16 protein-coding genes are annotated in these 18154 nt (G+C 42.4%); 13 read left to right on the top strand and 3 right to left on the bottom strand.

What is annotated here, in order from left to right; all coding sequences use genetic code 11:
* Nucleotide 1 precedes the first annotated feature (1 nt).
* The gene (locus AC1DQW_RS12095; protein ID WP_477454315.1) at nt 2-757 is read left to right on the top strand and encodes a glucosamine-6-phosphate deaminase; all 756 of its coding nucleotides are present in this window, start codon (nt 2-4) and stop codon (nt 755-757) included.
* A gap of 10 nt (nt 758-767) precedes the next feature.
* Nucleotides 768-2315, top strand: a complete 1548-nt coding sequence (locus tag AC1DQW_RS12090; protein ID WP_477454314.1) for a beta-N-acetylhexosaminidase — start codon at nt 768-770, stop codon at nt 2313-2315.
* A gap of 434 nt (nt 2316-2749) precedes the next feature.
* Here AC1DQW_RS12090 and AC1DQW_RS12085 read toward each other — a convergent pair whose 3' ends face one another.
* On the bottom strand, nt 2750-3868 hold the full coding sequence (locus tag AC1DQW_RS12085) for a phosphotransferase enzyme family protein (protein ID WP_477454313.1): 1119 nt from the start codon (nt 3866-3868) through the stop codon (nt 2750-2752).
* A gap of 53 nt (nt 3869-3921) precedes the next feature.
* Nucleotides 3922-4947 (bottom strand): LacI family DNA-binding transcriptional regulator, encoded by a 1026-nt coding sequence (locus AC1DQW_RS12080; protein ID WP_477402874.1) that lies wholly within the window; start codon nt 4945-4947, stop codon nt 3922-3924.
* 736 nt (nt 4948-5683) lie between these two features.
* Here AC1DQW_RS12080 and AC1DQW_RS12075 point away from each other — a divergent pair.
* The 8 genes from AC1DQW_RS12075 (at nt 5684) to AC1DQW_RS12040 (ending at nt 13683) form a co-directional block, all read left to right on the top strand.
* A complete protein-coding gene (locus tag AC1DQW_RS12075) occupies nt 5684-7033 on the top strand; it encodes a Gfo/Idh/MocA family protein (protein ID WP_477454312.1) in 1350 nt (449 codons plus the stop codon).
* 528 nt (nt 7034-7561) lie between these two features.
* On the top strand, nt 7562-9007 hold the full coding sequence (gene sufB / locus AC1DQW_RS12070; RefSeq protein WP_477454311.1) for a Fe-S cluster assembly protein SufB: 1446 nt from the start codon (nt 7562-7564) through the stop codon (nt 9005-9007).
* Between the two features lie 45 nt (nt 9008-9052).
* On the top strand, nt 9053-9832 hold the full coding sequence (sufC, locus tag AC1DQW_RS12065) for a Fe-S cluster assembly ATPase SufC (RefSeq protein WP_477454310.1): 780 nt from the start codon (nt 9053-9055) through the stop codon (nt 9830-9832).
* An 8-nt stretch (nt 9833-9840) separates the two neighbouring features.
* Nucleotides 9841-11154, top strand: a complete 1314-nt coding sequence (gene sufD / locus AC1DQW_RS12060) for a Fe-S cluster assembly protein SufD (protein ID WP_477454309.1) — start codon at nt 9841-9843, stop codon at nt 11152-11154.
* Between the two features lie 4 nt (nt 11155-11158).
* A complete protein-coding gene (locus AC1DQW_RS12055; RefSeq protein WP_477454308.1) occupies nt 11159-12403 on the top strand; it encodes a SufS family cysteine desulfurase in 1245 nt (414 codons plus the stop codon).
* On the top strand, nt 12400-12843 hold the full coding sequence (locus AC1DQW_RS12050) for a SufE family protein (protein ID WP_477454307.1): 444 nt from the start codon (nt 12400-12402) through the stop codon (nt 12841-12843). Before AC1DQW_RS12055 ends, AC1DQW_RS12050 begins: the two co-directional genes overlap by 4 nt.
* A gap of 11 nt (nt 12844-12854) precedes the next feature.
* The gene (locus AC1DQW_RS12045; RefSeq protein ID WP_477454306.1) at nt 12855-13172 is read left to right on the top strand and encodes an iron-sulfur cluster assembly protein; all 318 of its coding nucleotides are present in this window, start codon (nt 12855-12857) and stop codon (nt 13170-13172) included.
* A gap of 37 nt (nt 13173-13209) precedes the next feature.
* Nucleotides 13210-13683, top strand: coding sequence for an RrF2 family transcriptional regulator (locus tag AC1DQW_RS12040; RefSeq protein ID WP_477454305.1), 474 nt, complete (start codon nt 13210-13212; stop codon nt 13681-13683).
* A gap of 150 nt (nt 13684-13833) precedes the next feature.
* Here AC1DQW_RS12040 and AC1DQW_RS12035 read toward each other — a convergent pair whose 3' ends face one another.
* Entirely contained in the window at nt 13834-14613 is a 780-nt protein-coding gene (locus AC1DQW_RS12035; RefSeq protein ID WP_477454304.1) for a carbonic anhydrase, read from the bottom strand.
* 436 nt (nt 14614-15049) lie between these two features.
* Between AC1DQW_RS12035 and AC1DQW_RS12030 the strand changes: the two genes are divergently transcribed.
* The 3 genes from AC1DQW_RS12030 (at nt 15050) to AC1DQW_RS12020 (ending at nt 17998) form a co-directional block, all read left to right on the top strand.
* Complete coding sequence (locus tag AC1DQW_RS12030; protein ID WP_477454303.1) at nt 15050-16168, top strand: Gfo/Idh/MocA family protein; 1119 nt, start codon at nt 15050-15052, stop codon at nt 16166-16168.
* Between the two features lie 136 nt (nt 16169-16304).
* Nucleotides 16305-16916 carry an RNA polymerase sigma-70 factor gene (locus tag AC1DQW_RS12025; protein ID WP_477454302.1) on the top strand — a complete coding sequence of 204 codons (612 nt, stop codon included), beginning with the start codon at nt 16305-16307 and terminating at the stop codon, nt 16914-16916.
* 59 nt (nt 16917-16975) lie between these two features.
* On the top strand, nt 16976-17998 hold the full coding sequence (locus AC1DQW_RS12020; RefSeq protein ID WP_477454301.1) for a FecR family protein: 1023 nt from the start codon (nt 16976-16978) through the stop codon (nt 17996-17998).
* Nucleotides 17999-18154 lie beyond the last annotated feature (156 nt).

Below are 18154 nucleotides of genomic sequence, written 5' to 3'. Positions count from 1 at the left end.
AATGAAAGAACTTATTAAAGATAACCTGGCGGTTAAAATTTTTGGAAGCAGGCATTTGATGGGCCTGGCTGCCGCCATAGCCGTTGCCGAAAAGATAAATGAGCTGTTCAATGTAAAACCCTTTGTGAACATTGTTTTCGCTGCGGCACCATCTCAAAATGAGTTCCTGGAAGCTTTATTGGCACAGGATATTGACTGGACGAGGATCAACGGCTTTCATATGGATGAGTATTTAAACCTGGAGGCAGATGCTCCGCAGGGTTTCGGGAATTTTTTGAAGGAACGTTTGTTTAACAAAGTGACCTTTAACAGTGTGAATTACCTAAACGGCAATGCACCTGATGCAGATGAGGAATGCTTGCGTTATGCAGATCTGTTAACACAGCTCCCCCCGGATATCGTTTGCCTGGGGATTGGCGAAAATACACACCTTGCATTTAATGATCCGCATGTGGCCAATTTTAACGACCCCGTTTTGGTAAAGGTTGTCGATCTGGATAACGCATGCAGGATCCAACAAGTTAATGATGGCTGTTTTGCCCGGATAGAAGATGTGCCTACGCATGCTTTAACGTTAACTATTCCGGCGTTGGCAAGTGCACCTTACCTGTACATAATTGTTCCCGGTGAAAAAAAGGCCGAAGCTGTTTATCATACTTTAAACGCTGCTATCAGCGAGAAATATCCATCAACCATATTGCGTAAACATCCGCATGCGCTGCTTTTTGCTGATGATAAAAGCGGCACACATATCTGAAATATCAACCATGAAAAAACTGTTACCTGTTTTATTACTGCTGGCTTGTTTAAATACTTTGTTTGCACAACAAAGTAAAACGGTAACGGCCCCGTTTGCGGTCAGGGGATTTCACATCGATCTACGCATCCAGGTTATGACCATGCCCGCCCTGATGGATTTTGCCTTAAAGCTGAAGCAGCATGGTATGAATACGCTTGTAATGGAGTGGGAGGGTACTTATCCTTTTGAGAAGCACCCACTGATACCAAACCGTTATGCTTACAGTAAACAGGAGATAAAAAGCTTTATTAAATATTGCGATAGTTTGGGTATTGATGTAATACCCCTGCAGCAAAGCTTTGGGCACGTGGAATATATCCTGCGGCATGAGAGGTATAAGAAGCTGCGCGAGGATCAAAAGGATGTATCGCAGGTTTGCCCGCTGGAAACCGATGGCGACAAGGCGCTGTTTACCGATTTGTATACCGAACTGGCAGCTACGCACACGTCAAAATATATCCATATCGGCGGCGACGAGACTTATTTACTTGGGCACGATGCCAGATGTAAAGCAAAGGCCGAAAAGGAAGGCAAATCCAAACTGTATACCGACTACATTAAAATGCTGTGCGATATTGTGATCAAATTAGGTAAGCGACCAGTGCTTTGGGCGGATATTGCTTTAAAGTATCCGGAAGCCATCAAATCTCTCCCCAAAGAAACCGTATTTGTAGATTGGAACTATGGCTGGGATATGAGCCATTTTGGCGACCATCAAAAGCTGATGGAAAGCGGTTTCGAGATCTGGGGTTCTCCGGCTTTACGTTCAAGTCCGGATAATTATAATCTTACCCAATGGGAAAAACACTTCAAAAACATCCGCGATTTTATACCTGCAGCAGCCAGGTTGGGTTATAAAGGCATGATCATGACCTCCTGGTCAACATCGGGTCAATATTCGTCGGTCTATGAATCAGAAGCAGATGTTTCCGAGTTATATGCTATAAGGCATGTGTATCCATTATCGGGGTTTAATATTTCGATAGCAGCTTACTTCGAGGCACTTAAAAGCAAGCAGTCATTAGATATAAACCTATTTGTTTACAAATACGCCGAAGACCGGTTCGGATTGGATAAGGCCGGGGCATCATCGTTTTGGGAAGCTTTAAAAACAGCACCTTATGAAATTCAACAGGGCGAGGTTATATCACCACCCCCAATGTCTATCCCGCAGTTGTTGGATAGCTGTACCATAGCCCAGCAAAAGCTTTATGCATTAAAACCACTAAAAAACCAGCAGGAGTTTGAACATTTTAAGCTGATGGTCGATATCAGGGCTTATTACCTTACTTACCAGCTGATAGAAAAAGAGGTAAATCAACCCTCGTTTAATGAGGCCCAAAAGTCCGCTGTTATTGGCAAATTGAAGCAGCTGTTAACAGGTTCAAAAAGTCTGGATGAAAGATTTGCAAAGCTGAATAAGGATTTTTTAAACCCATCGGCCATTGCGGAAGAAAACCAGTTAAGAAATATGAAAGTGATTGGCTTATTTGATCGGCTGTCGGGCAATAAATAGTGAACTTATCCCACTGTCATTGCCACGAGCCTGGCTGGAAAAAACAGTAATAACATAATTTTAAACGGTAATTTTGTAGAGACGCATAATTGCGTCTCCCGCAGGACATTCAGGATTTGCAAGGGCGATTTGCACGCGGAATTTGCATGTGGGATTTGCACGCGGGAGACGCAATTATGCGTCTCTACATTAAGAACTCAAAATGGTATTGATACTCAATAACTTAAAGTCATGTCATTGCGAGGAACGAAGCAATCGCATGCTATACAGGGCGGACCTGCACAGTTCGCGATTGCCGCGCTGCGCTCGCAATGACATGGGTGTTGTGAGGCCGTAAACCCAACGCGTCATCCCCATTTTTTCCAGGATTACCCTGGTGGATACAGCAATGACGATCACGAGGCACCTGTTCAGCTCCGCCCCAAAAAAAACCGCTAATCAATTTGATTGGTAGCAGTCAAAAAATCCTTATTAACGTTAGTTATCAGTATTTTAAATGATGGCTCGGCATTGACGTATTCGTTAAGCAGCTTAAATTGATTTTTTGCGCGCATTAAATTATGACCAGGGTATTGCGCGCCGTAATAGACATCGTTGTTCAAAAAATCTGTTAAAAAACGCAAAGCCTGCATGTATATCATCAGTTTGCCCGAGAAAATAAAAAGCTGTTTTTCGGTTTCGGTTAAAATGTCGCCCATTTCGGTCATGTAACCTTTGTATATCGCCCTGAAGAAATCTTCCCTGATGTGTATTTTATCCATATCGGTTTCTTCTTCGTTGGCAGGCGACAGGTAGGTGCGCATCATATCGCCCACATCGCTTAAATAATACCCCGGCATTACGGTATCAAGGTCTACAAGGCAAAGGGCTTTACCGCTATCATTAAACAACACATTATTAATCTTGGTATCATGATGTACAACCCTCAACGGAATTTCATTATTAGCCACTACCTGGTTATAGGTTTGTACCACCTGGTGATGGTTATAAACCTCCTTTATCTCTACTGCGGCCTGCGCTGATTTAGCCGGATCGGCATTTTGAGCGGCGGCCGTAAACTGATCGAACCGAAGTTTAAGATTATGAAAATCAGGCAAAGTATATTTAAGCTGACCTATGTCAAAATGATTCAGAAGGCAGGTAAATCTGCCAAACTGCAAGGCAGCCTCATGAGCTTCGGTACTGTTCTGCAAAAAATTTACCGTATGTGATCCCTCAATAAACGGGAACAGCCTGTAAAACTTACCATCTGATGAGCTAACCATAAAGTCGCCCGAAATGGTTTTTAACGGCGCTACAAAAAGGTAACCGGGGTTGGTTTTATTAAGGTACTCTTTTACCAAAGCCAGGTTGCTGACTATGTAACCGGGATTTTTAAATACGCTGGTATTAATTTGTTGAAGGATGTAGGTCCCTTCATTACCGCTTAGCTTATAGGTATGGTTTATTAAGCCGGAGCCAAAAGCCCGGATATCATATGCTGAAACATTTAATCCAAAGCCCCTTAGTATATCATCAAACATATTATTTATTGAGATTATTTGGTCAAACATACCTAATTGGCTTATGAAACCGGTGTGCAAACGTTTGAGTGTTTTTTAATGGATTATTTTTTGTTTTCGATCAGTTGCGATTCAATAATGAGCTTGTAATAGGCACTTTGTTCATTAGTTCCTTTATGCTGGTGATGAAGCAGGTCTATCAGGATATCAGTCGCCTTTTGCCCCTGCAAATAGGGGAATTGCTCAACAGAAGCCGCGGGTATATTTTCCATATAATTAATCAAAGGTAAATTGGCGTAGCTCACAAATTCAAGGTCTTTGTTTATTTTAATATTCAATTTTTGTGCGTGTTTGATAGCAAAAAGGGCCACATAATCATTAAAAGTTACAACTGCGGTAGGTTTCCTTTTACCGGCTAACAACTTATCCAATGCTTTTTTTGTGCCCTCTTCGGTAAGGTCGCATGATACAATTAATGAAGGATCATATTTTAGCCTGTTTTTGGTCATGGCTTTAATATAACCTTCCTTTCTTTCGCCGGTAGCTACCATGGTTTGCGGACCGTTTATCATCCCAATTACACGATGTCCTTTTTTTAATAAATAGCTAACGGCCTCAACAGTACCTGTTTCCATATTGCAGGCTACGTAGTGTATGTTGGGCATAGGGGGGATGCGATCGAAAAAAACTACCGGGATATTGTATTTTTTTAAATTCTCGAAATGATGAAAAGACGAGGTGTTTTTACTCAGGGATATCAGCAAGCCATCAACCCGGTGATTTTTCATTTTTTCTACAAGCAGCTTTTCTTTATGCTCATCATCGTGCGATTGTGCAAGCAGTACGGTATAGTTTTTTTTGTAGGCGGTATCTTCAATCGCGCTTATGGCCGATGAGAAGAAAGCTTCGGAAAGCTCGGGTAAAATAACACCGATGGTGTGGGTTTTACCTTTCTGTAAAAATATGGCTGTTTGATTTGGCTCGTAATTTAACTCGCCGGCCAGTTTTTTAACCCTGGCACGGGTAGTAAGCCCAATACTGGGATGATCATGCAAGGCCCTTGAAACTGTGGAAACCGAGATGCCCAGTAATTGCGCTATCTCTTTTATAGTAGTTGGTTTTGATTGCATTATCCGGGGCTGTGTGTATGTGTTTGCAAATTTAAAGTTAGGAGAATATTATGATATTATTGCTTTGCAAACGTTTGCGTGTTGTTTTGACAGCAAGGTATTTAAATACGCCTGCTTAATGCGTAATTTCATTACAGTTTTAAAAGAGTGGCTATAAATTGCTAATTTAAGTTTTATCAACCTAAAATATAAATGCCGCTACTATAGCGGTTAAAGCGGGGCATTGCCAATGGCCGGGAGATTATGCTTTGTGAGTTTTATATAGGGAAAAGGCTGTCGGGGAGAGCTAACCACAATTATTATTTGTTGATATTGGTTAAATGATAAACACGACAGGATTACAAACGTTTGCGTTAAAATGGAAGCTATATATTCTTTACAAAAACGATGAATGCCGGTACATTTATACCTGGTAAAAAATGAGGATGACGTGTTTACTTAAACCGGCTTGACACCCTGAGTGGAAAGACGTTTTAAAAGGTTTGTCATCCTGAACGCAGTGAAGGATCTATTCGCAGACTATACAGGGCGAAGAAGCATGGCGGAGAGTAGATCCTTCACTGCGTTCAGGATGACAAAARGGTTTTTTAAACACATCATGGGTAGCCTGTCGAAGGGGGGTGTGCAGAGGTCTTCGCCCACTATGCTTCGATATGCTTGGCATAACAGCTTTTTTTTAACAATCCTCACAAGGACGATTTATTTATAACCTCAAAGCAACTAACAATAATTATAAATGGAAAGAAGAGAATTTATCAAAAACAGTGCGATTGCCGTAGCCGGTTTTAGCATATTACCCACCGGAAGCTTATTTGCTTCGGCGCCGGCCAAGGTTCGATTAGGTTATATAGGCGTTGGCGCCCGTGGCATGAGCCATATTGCCGAAGGTTTGCTGCGCGATGATGTGGAGATAGTGGCCATTTGTGATACGCAGGAAAGCTCGCTTAAAATTTGCAGGGAGTATATTGCCAAAAAGGGCCATGCCCCGGTAAAGGAATATACAGGCGGGTTGGATGCATATAAAAAGTTATTGGATCATAAGGATATCGATGCCGTGATTATTGCCACTCCATGGCAGTTTCATCATCCGCAGGCTATAGATGCGATGAAGGCCGGTAAGTATGTAGGCTGCGAGGTAATTGCAGGCTTAACGGTTGATGAGCATTGGGATATAGTACATACATCTGAAAAAACAGGCATGCCATATATGACACTGGAGAATGTTTGTTACCGCAGGGACGTAATGGCGGCCCTGAACATGGTGAGGCAGGACCTGTTTGGCGAGATGATTCACCTAGAGGGAGGTTATCAGCATAACCTAAGGAATGTACTTTTTAATAACGGCAAGCAATACTATGGCGGCGGCGTGGAATTTGGCCCTAATGCTTTGAGCGAGGCCCAATGGCGTACCCAGTATAATATTGACGTGGATGGCGATATTTACCCAACTCACGGAGCAGGCCCTTGCATGCATTACGCGAATATCAATGCAGGTAATCGTTTTACCAATTTGGTTTCGTTTAGTTCAAAAGCGAAAGGATTAGCCGCTTACGTGGAGGAACAATCACCTGGCCATAAAAACGCGAAGATCAATTACAAAAATGGTGATGTAACTACCACCATGATCAATTGTGCAAATGGCGAAACTGTATTGCTAAGCCACGATACACACTTGCCAAGGCCGTATTCCTTAGGTTTCAGGGTACAGGGAACAAAGGGGCTTTGGATGGATGTAAACAAGAGTGTATATATCGATCATCAGTCGAAAGAAGATGATTCATGGGATCCGGCAAAAGTATGGTTCGATAAATACGATCACCCCCTGTGGAAAAAATACGAAAAGCTGGCCGAAGGTGCAGGGCATGGGGGTATGGATTGGTTTGTATTTAACGCCTTTATAGAGTCGGTGAAGCAAAAACGGCAAACACCAATTGATGTGTATGATTCGGTTACCATGAGTGTAATCACACCATTATCAACCCAATCATTAAAAGAAGGCAACGCAAGTATCCAATTTCCGGATTTTACAAAAGGTAAATGGAAGGAAAGGAAAAATACTTTTGCTTTGGATGACAGCGGATTTTAAAGCCGGGTAGATAAATCTCATCGCCGTAAGTATGCTCCGTTAGGAGCAACCTGTTTGTAGTAGTTTTGAACAAAAAACAAGCTTGCTCCGTAGGTGCAACCCTCAATTAACAAGGTAAATAACATTATTGTGAGAGGGTAGCCTCTCCGAGGCAAAAAGTAATGGCTTGTCTTTTCTACAAATAGGTAGCACCTAATGGTGCAGGCTGCTCTTTTCAGGGCGCAGCCTTTTATAATCTTCCCTACATCTATAGTCGGTATACCCTTAGGAGCCAATCATTCCTAAGCGGCTAAAATAGCCGGAGAATCGGGCGCTGCAATTGCGCCCGGTTCTTAAAACAGCCCCAAATCCTAAAAGATGCCCTGAACAGGTACTCATGGATCCGCTTATTTCAAAAATTAGTGTGAATTGTTGCCGGATTACCCAAAGTGATGCCATTGTCATATTGTTTATACTTTTTTGTATAAACAGATAATGACCGTATCTTTGTGGTGTTATTATTACTGATTCCACTTAAAGACCGGCATCATGAAAGAAGAACTGAATACACTGGAACAAACTGTATTAAATGATTATAAATACGGTTTTGTTACAGATATAGATACGGACACCGCTCCGAAGGGGATTAACGAATCGGTTATCCGCCTGATCTCGGCCAAAAAAAACGAGCCCGATTGGATGCTGGACTGGCGTCTTAAAGCCTATGCCCAGTGGATGAAAATGGAAGAGCCAAAGTGGCCGAACGTGACCTATCCGCCAATCAATTACCAGGATATTATTTATTATGCCGCTCCTAAACAAAAGCAGCAGTTAAACGGTTTGGATGAGATAGACCCCGAATTGCGCCGCACGTTTGAAAAACTGGGTATTTCCCTTGACGAACAAAAACGGCTGAGCGGTGTAGCGGTAGATGTGGTGATGGATAGCGTTTCTGTGGCTACTTCCTTCAAAAAGCAATTGTCGGAAATCGGCGTTATTTTCTGCTCCATGAGCGAGGCTATACAACTGCATCCCGAACTGGTAAAAAAATACATGGGTTCTGTAGTGCCCATGACCGATAATTACTTTGCGGCGCTGAATGCGGCTGTATTTACCGATGGTTCTTTTTGCTATATTCCTAAAGGCGTACGCTGCCCCATGGAGTTATCCACTTATTTCCGGATCAATACAGAAAACTCTGGCCAGTTTGAACGTACGTTAATCATTGCTGAAGACGATAGCTACGTTAGCTACCTGGAAGGGTGCACAGCGCCTATGCGCGACGAAAATCAACTGCACGCAGCCGTAGTAGAGCTGGTTGCGCTTACCAAGGCGGAGATCAAGTATTCCACTGTTCAAAACTGGTATCCCGGCGACAAAGAAGGGCGTGGCGGCATTTATAATTTTGTTACCAAGCGAGGCATATGCCAGGGCGATCATTCCAAGATATCATGGACACAGGTAGAAACCGGTTCGGCAATTACCTGGAAATATCCAAGCGTAATTTTGAAGGGTGATTATTCCATTGGCGAGTTTTACTCGGTCGCACTTACCAACAACCATCAGCAAGCGGATACCGGTACCAAAATGATCCACCTCGGCAAGCATACCAAAAGCAGGATCGTAGCTAAAGGGATCTCTGCAGGGCATAGTAATAATAGTTATCGCGGGCTGGTACGCGCCAGCAAATGGGCCACTAATGCCCGTAATTATTCGCAATGTGATTCCCTGCTGCTGGGCGACAAATGCGGTGCGAATACCTTTCCGTATATTGAGGTTAAAAATACCACATCAATTGTTGAGCATGAAGCAACTACTTCAAAAATTGGTGAAGACCAGCTTTTTTATTGCAGGCAACGGGGGATTGATACCGAAACTGCCGTGGCATTGATAGTTAACGGATTTGCCAAAGAAGTAATGAATCAGCTGCCTATGGAATTTGCCGTAGAAGCGCAAAAGCTGCTGGCTATCAGTCTGGAAGGCAGCGTAGGGTAATTTTGAAACACACAGATTATTTATAAAACACGTTATAGAACTGCTATGTTATCTATAAAAAATATACACGCGGCCATTGAAGGGAAGCAAATACTAAACGGGATTGATCTTGAAATCAAACCGGGGGAAGTTCATGCCATTATGGGGCCGAATGGTTCGGGGAAAAGTACGCTGGCGCTGGTACTGGCCGGAAGAGAAGAATACGAAGTAACCCAGGGTTCGGTTACCTTTTCTGGGAAAGACCTGCTGCAGATGCCGCCTGAAGACCGGGCCCGTGAAGGTTTGTTTTTGGCATTTCAATACCCGGTGGAAATACCCGGGGTAAGTACAACCAATTTTATTAAAGCCGCAGTGAATGAAAAGCGGAAATACCTGGGTGAAGAACCGCTGGATGCTGTTACCTTTCTGAAACTGATGAAGGAGAAAATGGCGCTGGTTAATATTGACCAGGCTTTATTGAGCCGGTCTGTTAATGAGGGTTTTTCTGGCGGGGAGAAAAAACGCAACGAAATTTTCCAGATGGCTATGCTGGAACCCAAATTGGCCATACTGGACGAAACAGATTCCGGTTTGGATATTGATGCCCTGCGTATTGTGGCTGCCGGGGTAAACCAGCTACGCAGTAAGGACCGGGCCATACTAATAATTACCCATTACCAGCGCTTACTGGATTACCTGCAACCCGATTTTATACATGTGTTATACAATGGTCGTATGGTGAGATCAGGAGGTAAAGAACTGGCCCTGGAACTGGAAGAAAAAGGGTATGATTTTATTAAGGATGAGATCAATTTAGCCGAAGGCTTACCCACAGGTACTAATTAAACAGGATCATGACAGATGTAAGTTATTTTAAAGACCGCTTTGAACAGTTGCAGGGTGCAAACCCGGATAGCGAAATTGCCAGGATGCGCCAGGAAGGCTTTGATAGTTTTAATAGCGCAGGCCTTCCGTCTTTGCGTAACGAAGAGTGGAAATATACCAATATCAGCAGTTTGTTTGATAAAGAATACCACGTTGCAGCTGTTGACGAAAGGGCTGTTCTTAGCCAGGCAGATGTTGATTCCATCCGCTTGCCGGGACATTCAGGCGCTAATGAACTGGTTTTTGTAAACGGCCGGTTTATGCCGGCGCTTTCCACCATCCGTTCGCCGGGCCACCAATTAACTGTGATGCCATTGGAAGATGCTGCAAAGGGAATATATAAAGACCTGGTTAAAGAGCATCTTGGACAAAGCAGTAAATATATTAAAGACGGAATCCATGCGCTTAATACCTCATTCATCTATGGCGGGGTATTTATCTACATCGCTAAAGGACAACAATTGAAGCATCCTGTTTACCTGTATCATCTGGCAGATGCACGTGAACATCAAATGCTTTCGCAGCCCCGCAGCCTGGTATATGTGGGCGAAGGGAGTAAACTACAACTCGTGGAAACGTATCAAACAACAGGCACCGCCGATAGTTTCACCAACCAGGTGATGGAGGTGGTGGTTGACAGCGATGCCTATGTGGAATATTATCAGCTCCAGAACGATACTGCTAATGCCAGCCAGGTAAGCACAACACATATCCGGCAAATGGGCCGGAGTTATGTACACACTGTAACGATTACGCTTAATGGCGGTATGATTCGCAATAATATGAACCTGGTATTGGATGCAGCAGGCAATGAAACACACCTGTATGGTTTGTATATGCTTAAAGGCCATACCCATGCCGATAACCATACTTTGGTTGATAACCGCAAACCAAATTGTTTCAGTAACCAGCTATATAAAGGGATTGTGGATGATAACGCAACTGCCGTATTTAACGGAAAGATCATGGTACAGCCACAGGCGCAAAAAACCAATGCTTATCAATCCAATAAAAATATCCTGTTGTCTGATAAGGCAAGTATTAATACCAAGCCCCAGCTGGAAATTTTTGCGGATGATGTAAAATGTTCACATGGCTGTACTGTGGGGCAACTGGATGAAACAGCCTTGTTCTATTTAAGGGCAAGAGGTATCCCCAAGGAAAACGCACAGGCAATGCTGTTACAGGCCTTTGCCGAAGATATACTGTTGCAGATAAAACCCGAATTGCTTCGCGAATATGTGAGGCAACTGATTACAGCGCAGCTTTTTAATGATAAATAAAAAAATGACAGCTTTAAGCACGATATCGCCCGTTTTTGATGTGTATGCCGTTAGGAAGGCATTCCCCATTCTTGGCCGTATGGTTAAGGATAAGCCGTTGGTATACCTGGATAATGCGGCAACATCACAAAAGCCATTAAGTGTAATTAATGCCATTAATGATTATTATAGCGGTTATAATGCCAACATTCACCGGGGCATCCATAGCCTGGCCGAAGAAGCTACTGTAGCCTATGAGGCCTCGCGTTACGCAGTAAAACAATTTATTGGTGCGGCAGCTACTGAAGAGATCATTTTTACCAGGGGAACAACGGAAGGCATAAACCTGGTTGCCTATACCTGGGGCAGGCAAAATATTCATGCAGGAGATGAGATCATTATTTCGGGCATGGAGCATCATTCTAATATTGTGCCCTGGCAAATACTTTGTGATGAAAAGCGTGCTGTACTCAAAGTGATCCCGGTTACAGAAAACGGAGAACTTTCATTAAAGGCTTACCAGGAGCTTTTGACTGCTAAAACAAAGCTGGTTTCCATTGTGCAGGTATCAAACGCTTTAGGAACGGTAAATCCGGTTAAAGAAATGATTGCCGCGGCTCACCAGGCCGGAGCCCTGGTATTAGTTGATGGGGCGCAATCGGCCGTTCACCTGGATATTGATGTGCAGGACCTGGATTGTGATTTTTTCGCCTTTTCGGGGCATAAGGTTTATGGGCCAACCGGGGTAGGGGTGCTGTATGGTAAAAAAGCGATACTGGAGAATATGCCGGTTTTCCAGGGGGGCGGGGAAATGATCAAAGAAGTGACGTTTGAACATACTACCTATAACGAGCTGCCCTATAAATACGAAGCCGGCACGCCCAATATTGCGGATACCATTGCGTTAAAAGTTGCCCTGGATTTTATTAATACAACCGGGAAAGCCGAAATCCGGAAACACGAGGCCAGGTTATTGGCCTACGCTACAGAGCAGCTGGAAAACATCCCCGGGCTCACAATTATCGGCAAAGCCAGGGAGAAGGTGAGCCTGGTGTCGTTTGTGATTAAAGGGGCGCATCCGCAGGATATTGGCATTTTACTGGACAACCAGGGAATTGCTGTGCGAACTGGTCACCACTGCTGCCAGCCGCTGATGAAACGGTTTGATATTCCAGGAACAGTAAGAGCTTCATTTGCGCTATACAACACCAGGGAAGAAGTAGATAAATTGATTATAGGTTTACATAAAACCATCAAAATGCTGTCATGATGATAACAGACAACAACGGGCAAATGCAGGATACCGAGGCCGCAATTATTGCAGATTTTTCTTTTTTGGACAACTGGGAGGATAAGTACGAATACATCATCGACCTTGGTAAAAAGTTACCCGCATTAGATGAAGCTTATAAAATAGAAGAAAACAGGATTAAAGGCTGCCAATCGGCGGTGTGGCTGGTAGCAGATTACCATGATGGCAGGGTGTTTTTTAAAGCAGATAGCGATGCCGTTATTGTAAAAGGTTTGGTGAGTATGCTGATCCGTGTACTGTCGGGGCATACACCTGGTGAGATTATCCGGGCAAAGCTTGATTTTATAGAGCAAATAGGCATGATGACACACCTGGCACAAACCCGTTCCAACGGTTTGCTGGCCATGATCAGGCAGATGAAAAATTATGCCCTGGTCTATCAAACAGTTGGAAATTAAAAGAAAACGCGATGATGAACGAGGAAGCATTGAAACAAAAGATCATAGATTGTTTGCAAACTATCTATGATCCCGAGATCCCGGTAAGTATTTATGAACTTGGGCTGATTTATGAAACCACGGTTATGCCTCCTTTGAACAATGTACAGATTGTGATGACCCTTACCGCACCCGGCTGCCCTGCTGCGCAGTCATTACCTGTAGAAGTGGAACAAAAAATAAAAAAAATTGAAGGCGTGAATGAAGTGCATGTTGCTGTAGTATGGGATCCACCCTGGAATAGGGAAATGATGTCTGAAACGGCTAAGTTCGAATTAGGTATGTTATAAAAGATATAAGCACAAATACTAAAATATAGCGTTAAATATGAAAATTACGGCCCAGGAGGAGTATGGTTTACGGTTATTACTGCGCATTGCTAAATGTGGAGATAACGGCGGGATGAGCATTCCGGATTTAAGCGAGGCCGAAGGTTTGTCGGCAGCTTACGTAGCCAAGCTTACGCGCATATTGCGCATAGCCGGGTATATCAGCAGCACACCCGGCTACAAGGGGGGCTATGTACTGGCCCGACCTGCCGGTGAAGTCAATATCAACCAGGTATTGAAATTGCTGGGAGGTACTTTGTACAGTAAGGACTTTTGCGGCAGCTATGCGGGCGTACGGCCTTTGTGTACTAATTCCGTGGACTGTTCTGTGCGGTCACTCTGGCAAATCATTCAACTCTCGGTTGATCAATTATTAGATCAGGTAACTTTGGCCGACCTGGTTGGTTCTGAACACGTATCTGGTCAATTGCTCAATACGCTAATAGCTCAACGTATTAAGGTATTGTCTTGATGCACTTGACTATCAGCTTGCATTGACGGTGTTATAAATAGGTGTTGAGAAGATTTATTAAATCCCTCCCAACACCTATTGTGTAAACATTGGTTGTCGATGGTTACCAAACCTCCGGTAAATGATTGAAATCATTTGGCCGCCCGGGCCTTATTTGGATTTCTTTTCCGGAAGATCCTTCAGTGTTTCTTTTAAGAATTCTACTTTCCCGGTGTGGATATCATAAACGGCGCCTACAATCAGGATTTCTCCCTTTGAATATTTTTTATGTAAAATAGGATCTAAATCTCTAAGGGCATTTACCTGGTCAATCACGTTTTGTCTTACAGCATTATTCACAGGGTCTCCCGGATGGTGCGCAACCTTTGCTACTGCAGGTTTAATTTCGTTTATTAAAGTAACAATATGCCCGGGAACATCTTCCGGCCTCTGAACTGCCGCTGCTACAGCGCCACAGTCGGTATGTCCTAAAACAACAATCAGCCTGGTGTACAGTTTTATCACGGCATATTCCATGCTTCCGTAAGAGGCTGCTGATGATACTTGTCCTGCAGTCCGGATAATAAACAAATCACCCAAGCCCTGGTCAAAGATCATTTCATTAGGTACGCGGGAATCAGAACAACTGACAATGGTAGCAAAAGGCTTTTGGCCAAACCCTAATTTTTTAATGGTTTCGGCATCCTGTCTCGGGCGGATAGATTTATTTTCGACAAATCTTTTATTGCCCCCCATTAATTTCTTAATAGCAAGCTGTGGGTCGGTAAAGGCGGCATCCCTGTCTACAATATAATGGTCGGCTTTCCATTTTGCGGAGTCGATGGCTGTTTGAGCCTTCTTTTTTACGGAATGGCCGGGTTTTGCATTTTGAGCATTTACAATATTTTGTAATAAGAATAGCGCGATTATTGATACAAATAAATTTTTCACTTTTTGTGTTTTGTTTTTAGATAGGGTTTTTATAAAGATTGTTTTTTGTTTATACGGGACTAAAATTATTTTCGTTGCCTATGGGTATTTTTTTAATAACCAGTAAACGTAGCATATTTTGCTAAATATTTAGAAGCACAAAGTTGCACAGGCATTTCTATATATTTAAAATAGATTCCTATAAATCTTAGAATTATATTGCCCGGGTATATTAATATTGAAAATAATTACAGACCACCTATAAAAAGATAACTTATCATACTTAAAATTTAACCCGCCGAAGCCCGTACTCAGAACGTACTTCTATCTCGAAAGCAATGTTTTATTGGGGATTGTAAAAAGATAATTGCGGTGGAAAGATAAAGTATCCCAGGCAGTTGAAGTTTTTAAATAAATGAGTAATTTGTGATTTATAAACAAAATAAATAACCTGATTATGAATTCACGTCGCGACTTTTTACAGAAATTAGGATTATCAGTCTTAGCATTGCATTTGGCGCCAATTACAGCATGCGCAGATAGCAAAGATAATCATAACGGAGCCTATAATGGGCCGGTATTACGCGTAGCCATAATGGGCCTTGGAAGTTATGGAACCCGCGTTGCTGAAGCTATGCAATCCTGTGTAAAGGCCAAACTGGTTGGTGTAATTAGCGGTACGCCCTCAAAAATTAAAGAATGGCAAAGTAAGTATGCTATACCTGCAAAGAATTGTTACAATTATGAAAATTTCGACGATATAAAAAACAACCCTGATATTGATGCAGTATACGTAATAACCCCAAACGGATTGCACCATGATCAGGTGATACGGGTAGCTAAGGCCAGCAAACATGCGATTTGTGAAAAGCCAATGGCCGTGAATGCCAAAGAAGGGCAGGAGATGGTAGACGCTTGTAAAAAAGCGAATGTGAAATTATTAGTTGGCTACCGGATGCATTTTGAACCCAAAACGCTTGAAGTTATCAGGATGAGAAAAACCGGTGGTTTTGGAAAAATTTTGTTCTTCCAGGGATTATGTGGGTTTACGATCGGCGATCCCACGCAATGGCGATTAAATAAACAACTGGCAGGTGGCGGCTCTTTAATGGATATAGGTATTTATGCCATCAATGGTTCCAGGTATATGACCGGCGAGGAGCCCGTTTGGGTTACCGCACAAGAGACTAAAACAGATCCCATAAAATTTAAGGAAGGCGTGGATGAAACTATACAATTTCAATTTGGCTTTCCCAGCGGGGCCACGGCATCCTGTTTATCAACTTATAAAATGAACAACCTGGATCGTTTTTTCCTGAATGGAGAAAAGGGATTTGCAGAGTTACAACCATCTACCGGCTATGGACCTATCAAAGGGCGTACCAATAAGGGCGAATTGACGCAACCCATTACCGTTCATCAAACTGTGCAAATGGAACAAATAGCGGGGATCGTCTTAGAAAACAAACAGCCTGTTGTTCCAATAGACGGTGAAGAAGCAGTAAAAGACTTAAAAATAATTGATGCCATCTATCTGGCGGTAAAAACGGGGAAAAAGGTTGATATTAAGCTTTAATTTGCTGCTTACAACTGTTATAGATATAATATTAATTGTCCTCCTCACAATCATTTATTAACTTATTTATTGATTATTTGAATAATAGGTTGTTACTTTATGATTCCAATTATAAAACCGCATTTTGTTCAACTATTTGAGATCAGCCAATATTGGTGACGAAATATCAACTTCGCTGCACCAGCGCCTGTCATCGGGCGATGAACTTGCATTTAAGTTGTTTTTTCAAGAAAATCAACCCAGGCTTTTCGCCTATATTTATAAAGTTGTTAAGTCTCGCGAAATTGCAGAAGAACTGGTGCTTGATATTTTTGTGAAGATATGGTCAGCCAAAGAAATTCTTAGTGAAGTTGAAAACATTGATGCTTTCCTTTACCGGATGGCCATAAACAAATCTCTCGACTTTTTACGTACAGCCGCCCGCGAAAAAAGGATACAACAGCTGCTTAATCACCAAATGCAGTATGAGCAGGCAACAGCAGCTTCAAATCACGACTTAAAAGAATATAACCAGCGCGTTACACAATGTTTGCAAATGCTTACCCAGCAACAACAATTAGTACTCAATTTAAGCCGGGAAGAAGGCCTCACCCATGAACAAATTGCCGATAGATTAAATCTGTCGAAAAATACTGTAAAAAATCACATCGTTACTGCCCTGAAAAAAATGCGTGAATTTATAAAACATGGTCTGTTATCCATTTTATTGACAGTATCTCTTTTTTTATTTTTTTTCATATCTAATTAGTCCTCTCCCGTTATTTTATCGTCAAGTATACAAATTGGTTCCAATTAGCCAAATGTAGCATGTCAACAGCCTCTGTTTTTCGCATAAAATACTTGTTTCAAAAATACCTGGACGGCTTATGTTCCATGCAAGAGCTTGATGAACTCTTTGACCTGATAGGCAAAGAGGATAACCTGTTAGAAATTGAAGGTTTATTGGAAAAATTATGGTCAGATACCGAAGCCCGCTCTTTTGTTGACATTGACCCTGGCCACCAGGAGGTTTTATATAATAAGTTGCTTGAAACCATAAAGAAGGAAAAAAAAGTTTACTCGTTTCAAAAAAGAAGTCCGGCAACAATCATTTGGTCGGTTGCAGCAACCATTGCATTATTTATTTGCGCCGGGTTATACTTTTTACATACCAGGCCTAAACCAGCACCTTTGCAAGCCAAGGTAGCAATACCCCAACCTACCCGTCATGTGCAAGAAATAAAACTGGCCGATGGCAGCATCGTGTTGTTAAATAAAAACAGTCATTTAGATTATCCGGCAAAGTTCACCGGCAAAACCCGCGAAGTATACTTAACAGGCGAGGCTTACTTTGATATCAGGCACGATCCGCTTCACCCTTTCCTTGTGCATGCAGGGCAGATTACAACACGCGTATTAGGCACAGCGTTCAATATTAAATCCGAAGGCTGCATGGTTCAGGTAACAGTAACACGCGGAAAGGTTAAAGTATCTACTCCTAAAAAAACTTTAGGTATTGTATTGCCCAACCATCAGATAAGCTATAACGAAGCCAACCATCAATCTTCAAAAAATATATTGAATGCCAAAACCACGATACTTTGGAAAGAGACAGATCTGGTGATGGATCACATGACGCTGAAAGAAGCCGCCGCCGTTTTAACAGAAAGGTATGGTATAAAAGTTATGCTAAATAACGAAAAGATCGGTAACTGCCGTTTTAGCGCTACCTTCTTAAATACTACCGGGTTACAACAGGTTGTGAATGTATTATCACATCTAAATAATCTGAACTATAAATGGAACGGAACCGGTGAAGTTATACTATCCGGGCCAGGCTGTGAACAATAAACAATTTTTTACCACTTAAATTTAAACCCTATGAAACAGTGATACTTTAACGCTCAAAATTAAAAAACCCCGCTGCTTACGACTTCTCAAATCTTTCGGCAACAGGGTAAGTATTTTAACCAATTTATTAACCGATTAAAACCAATGCAAGTTATG

The sequence above is a fragment of the Mucilaginibacter sp. P5_A4 genome (genome assembly GCF_056400605.1).
This window is presented reverse-complemented; position numbering and strand designations above follow the sequence as displayed.

Bases quoted from the DNA above. Each gene is read 5' to 3' on its own strand.
- AC1DQW_RS12095 (WP_477454315.1), top strand. From the start codon at position 2: ATGAAAGAACTTATTAAAGATAACCTGGCGGTTAAAATTTTTGGAAGC.
- AC1DQW_RS12090 (WP_477454314.1), top strand. From the start codon at position 768: ATGAAAAAACTGTTACCTGTTTTATTACTGCTGGCTTGTTTAAATACT.
- AC1DQW_RS12085 (WP_477454313.1), bottom strand. From the start codon at position 3,868: ATGTTTGACCAAATAATCTCAATAAATAATATGTTTGATGATATACTA.
- AC1DQW_RS12080 (WP_477402874.1), bottom strand. From the start codon at position 4,947: ATGCAATCAAAACCAACTACTATAAAAGAGATAGCGCAATTACTGGGC.
- AC1DQW_RS12075 (WP_477454312.1), top strand. From the start codon at position 5,684: ATGGAAAGAAGAGAATTTATCAAAAACAGTGCGATTGCCGTAGCCGGT.
- sufB (WP_477454311.1), top strand. From the start codon at position 7,562: ATGAAAGAAGAACTGAATACACTGGAACAAACTGTATTAAATGATTAT.
- sufC (WP_477454310.1), top strand. From the start codon at position 9,053: ATGTTATCTATAAAAAATATACACGCGGCCATTGAAGGGAAGCAAATA.
- sufD (WP_477454309.1), top strand. From the start codon at position 9,841: ATGACAGATGTAAGTTATTTTAAAGACCGCTTTGAACAGTTGCAGGGT.
- AC1DQW_RS12055 (WP_477454308.1), top strand. From the start codon at position 11,159: ATGACAGCTTTAAGCACGATATCGCCCGTTTTTGATGTGTATGCCGTT.
- AC1DQW_RS12050 (WP_477454307.1), top strand. From the start codon at position 12,400: ATGATGATAACAGACAACAACGGGCAAATGCAGGATACCGAGGCCGCA.
- AC1DQW_RS12045 (WP_477454306.1), top strand. From the start codon at position 12,855: ATGATGAACGAGGAAGCATTGAAACAAAAGATCATAGATTGTTTGCAA.
- AC1DQW_RS12040 (WP_477454305.1), top strand. From the start codon at position 13,210: ATGAAAATTACGGCCCAGGAGGAGTATGGTTTACGGTTATTACTGCGC.
- AC1DQW_RS12030 (WP_477454303.1), top strand. From the start codon at position 15,050: ATGAATTCACGTCGCGACTTTTTACAGAAATTAGGATTATCAGTCTTA.
- AC1DQW_RS12020 (WP_477454301.1), top strand. From the start codon at position 16,976: ATGTCAACAGCCTCTGTTTTTCGCATAAAATACTTGTTTCAAAAATAC.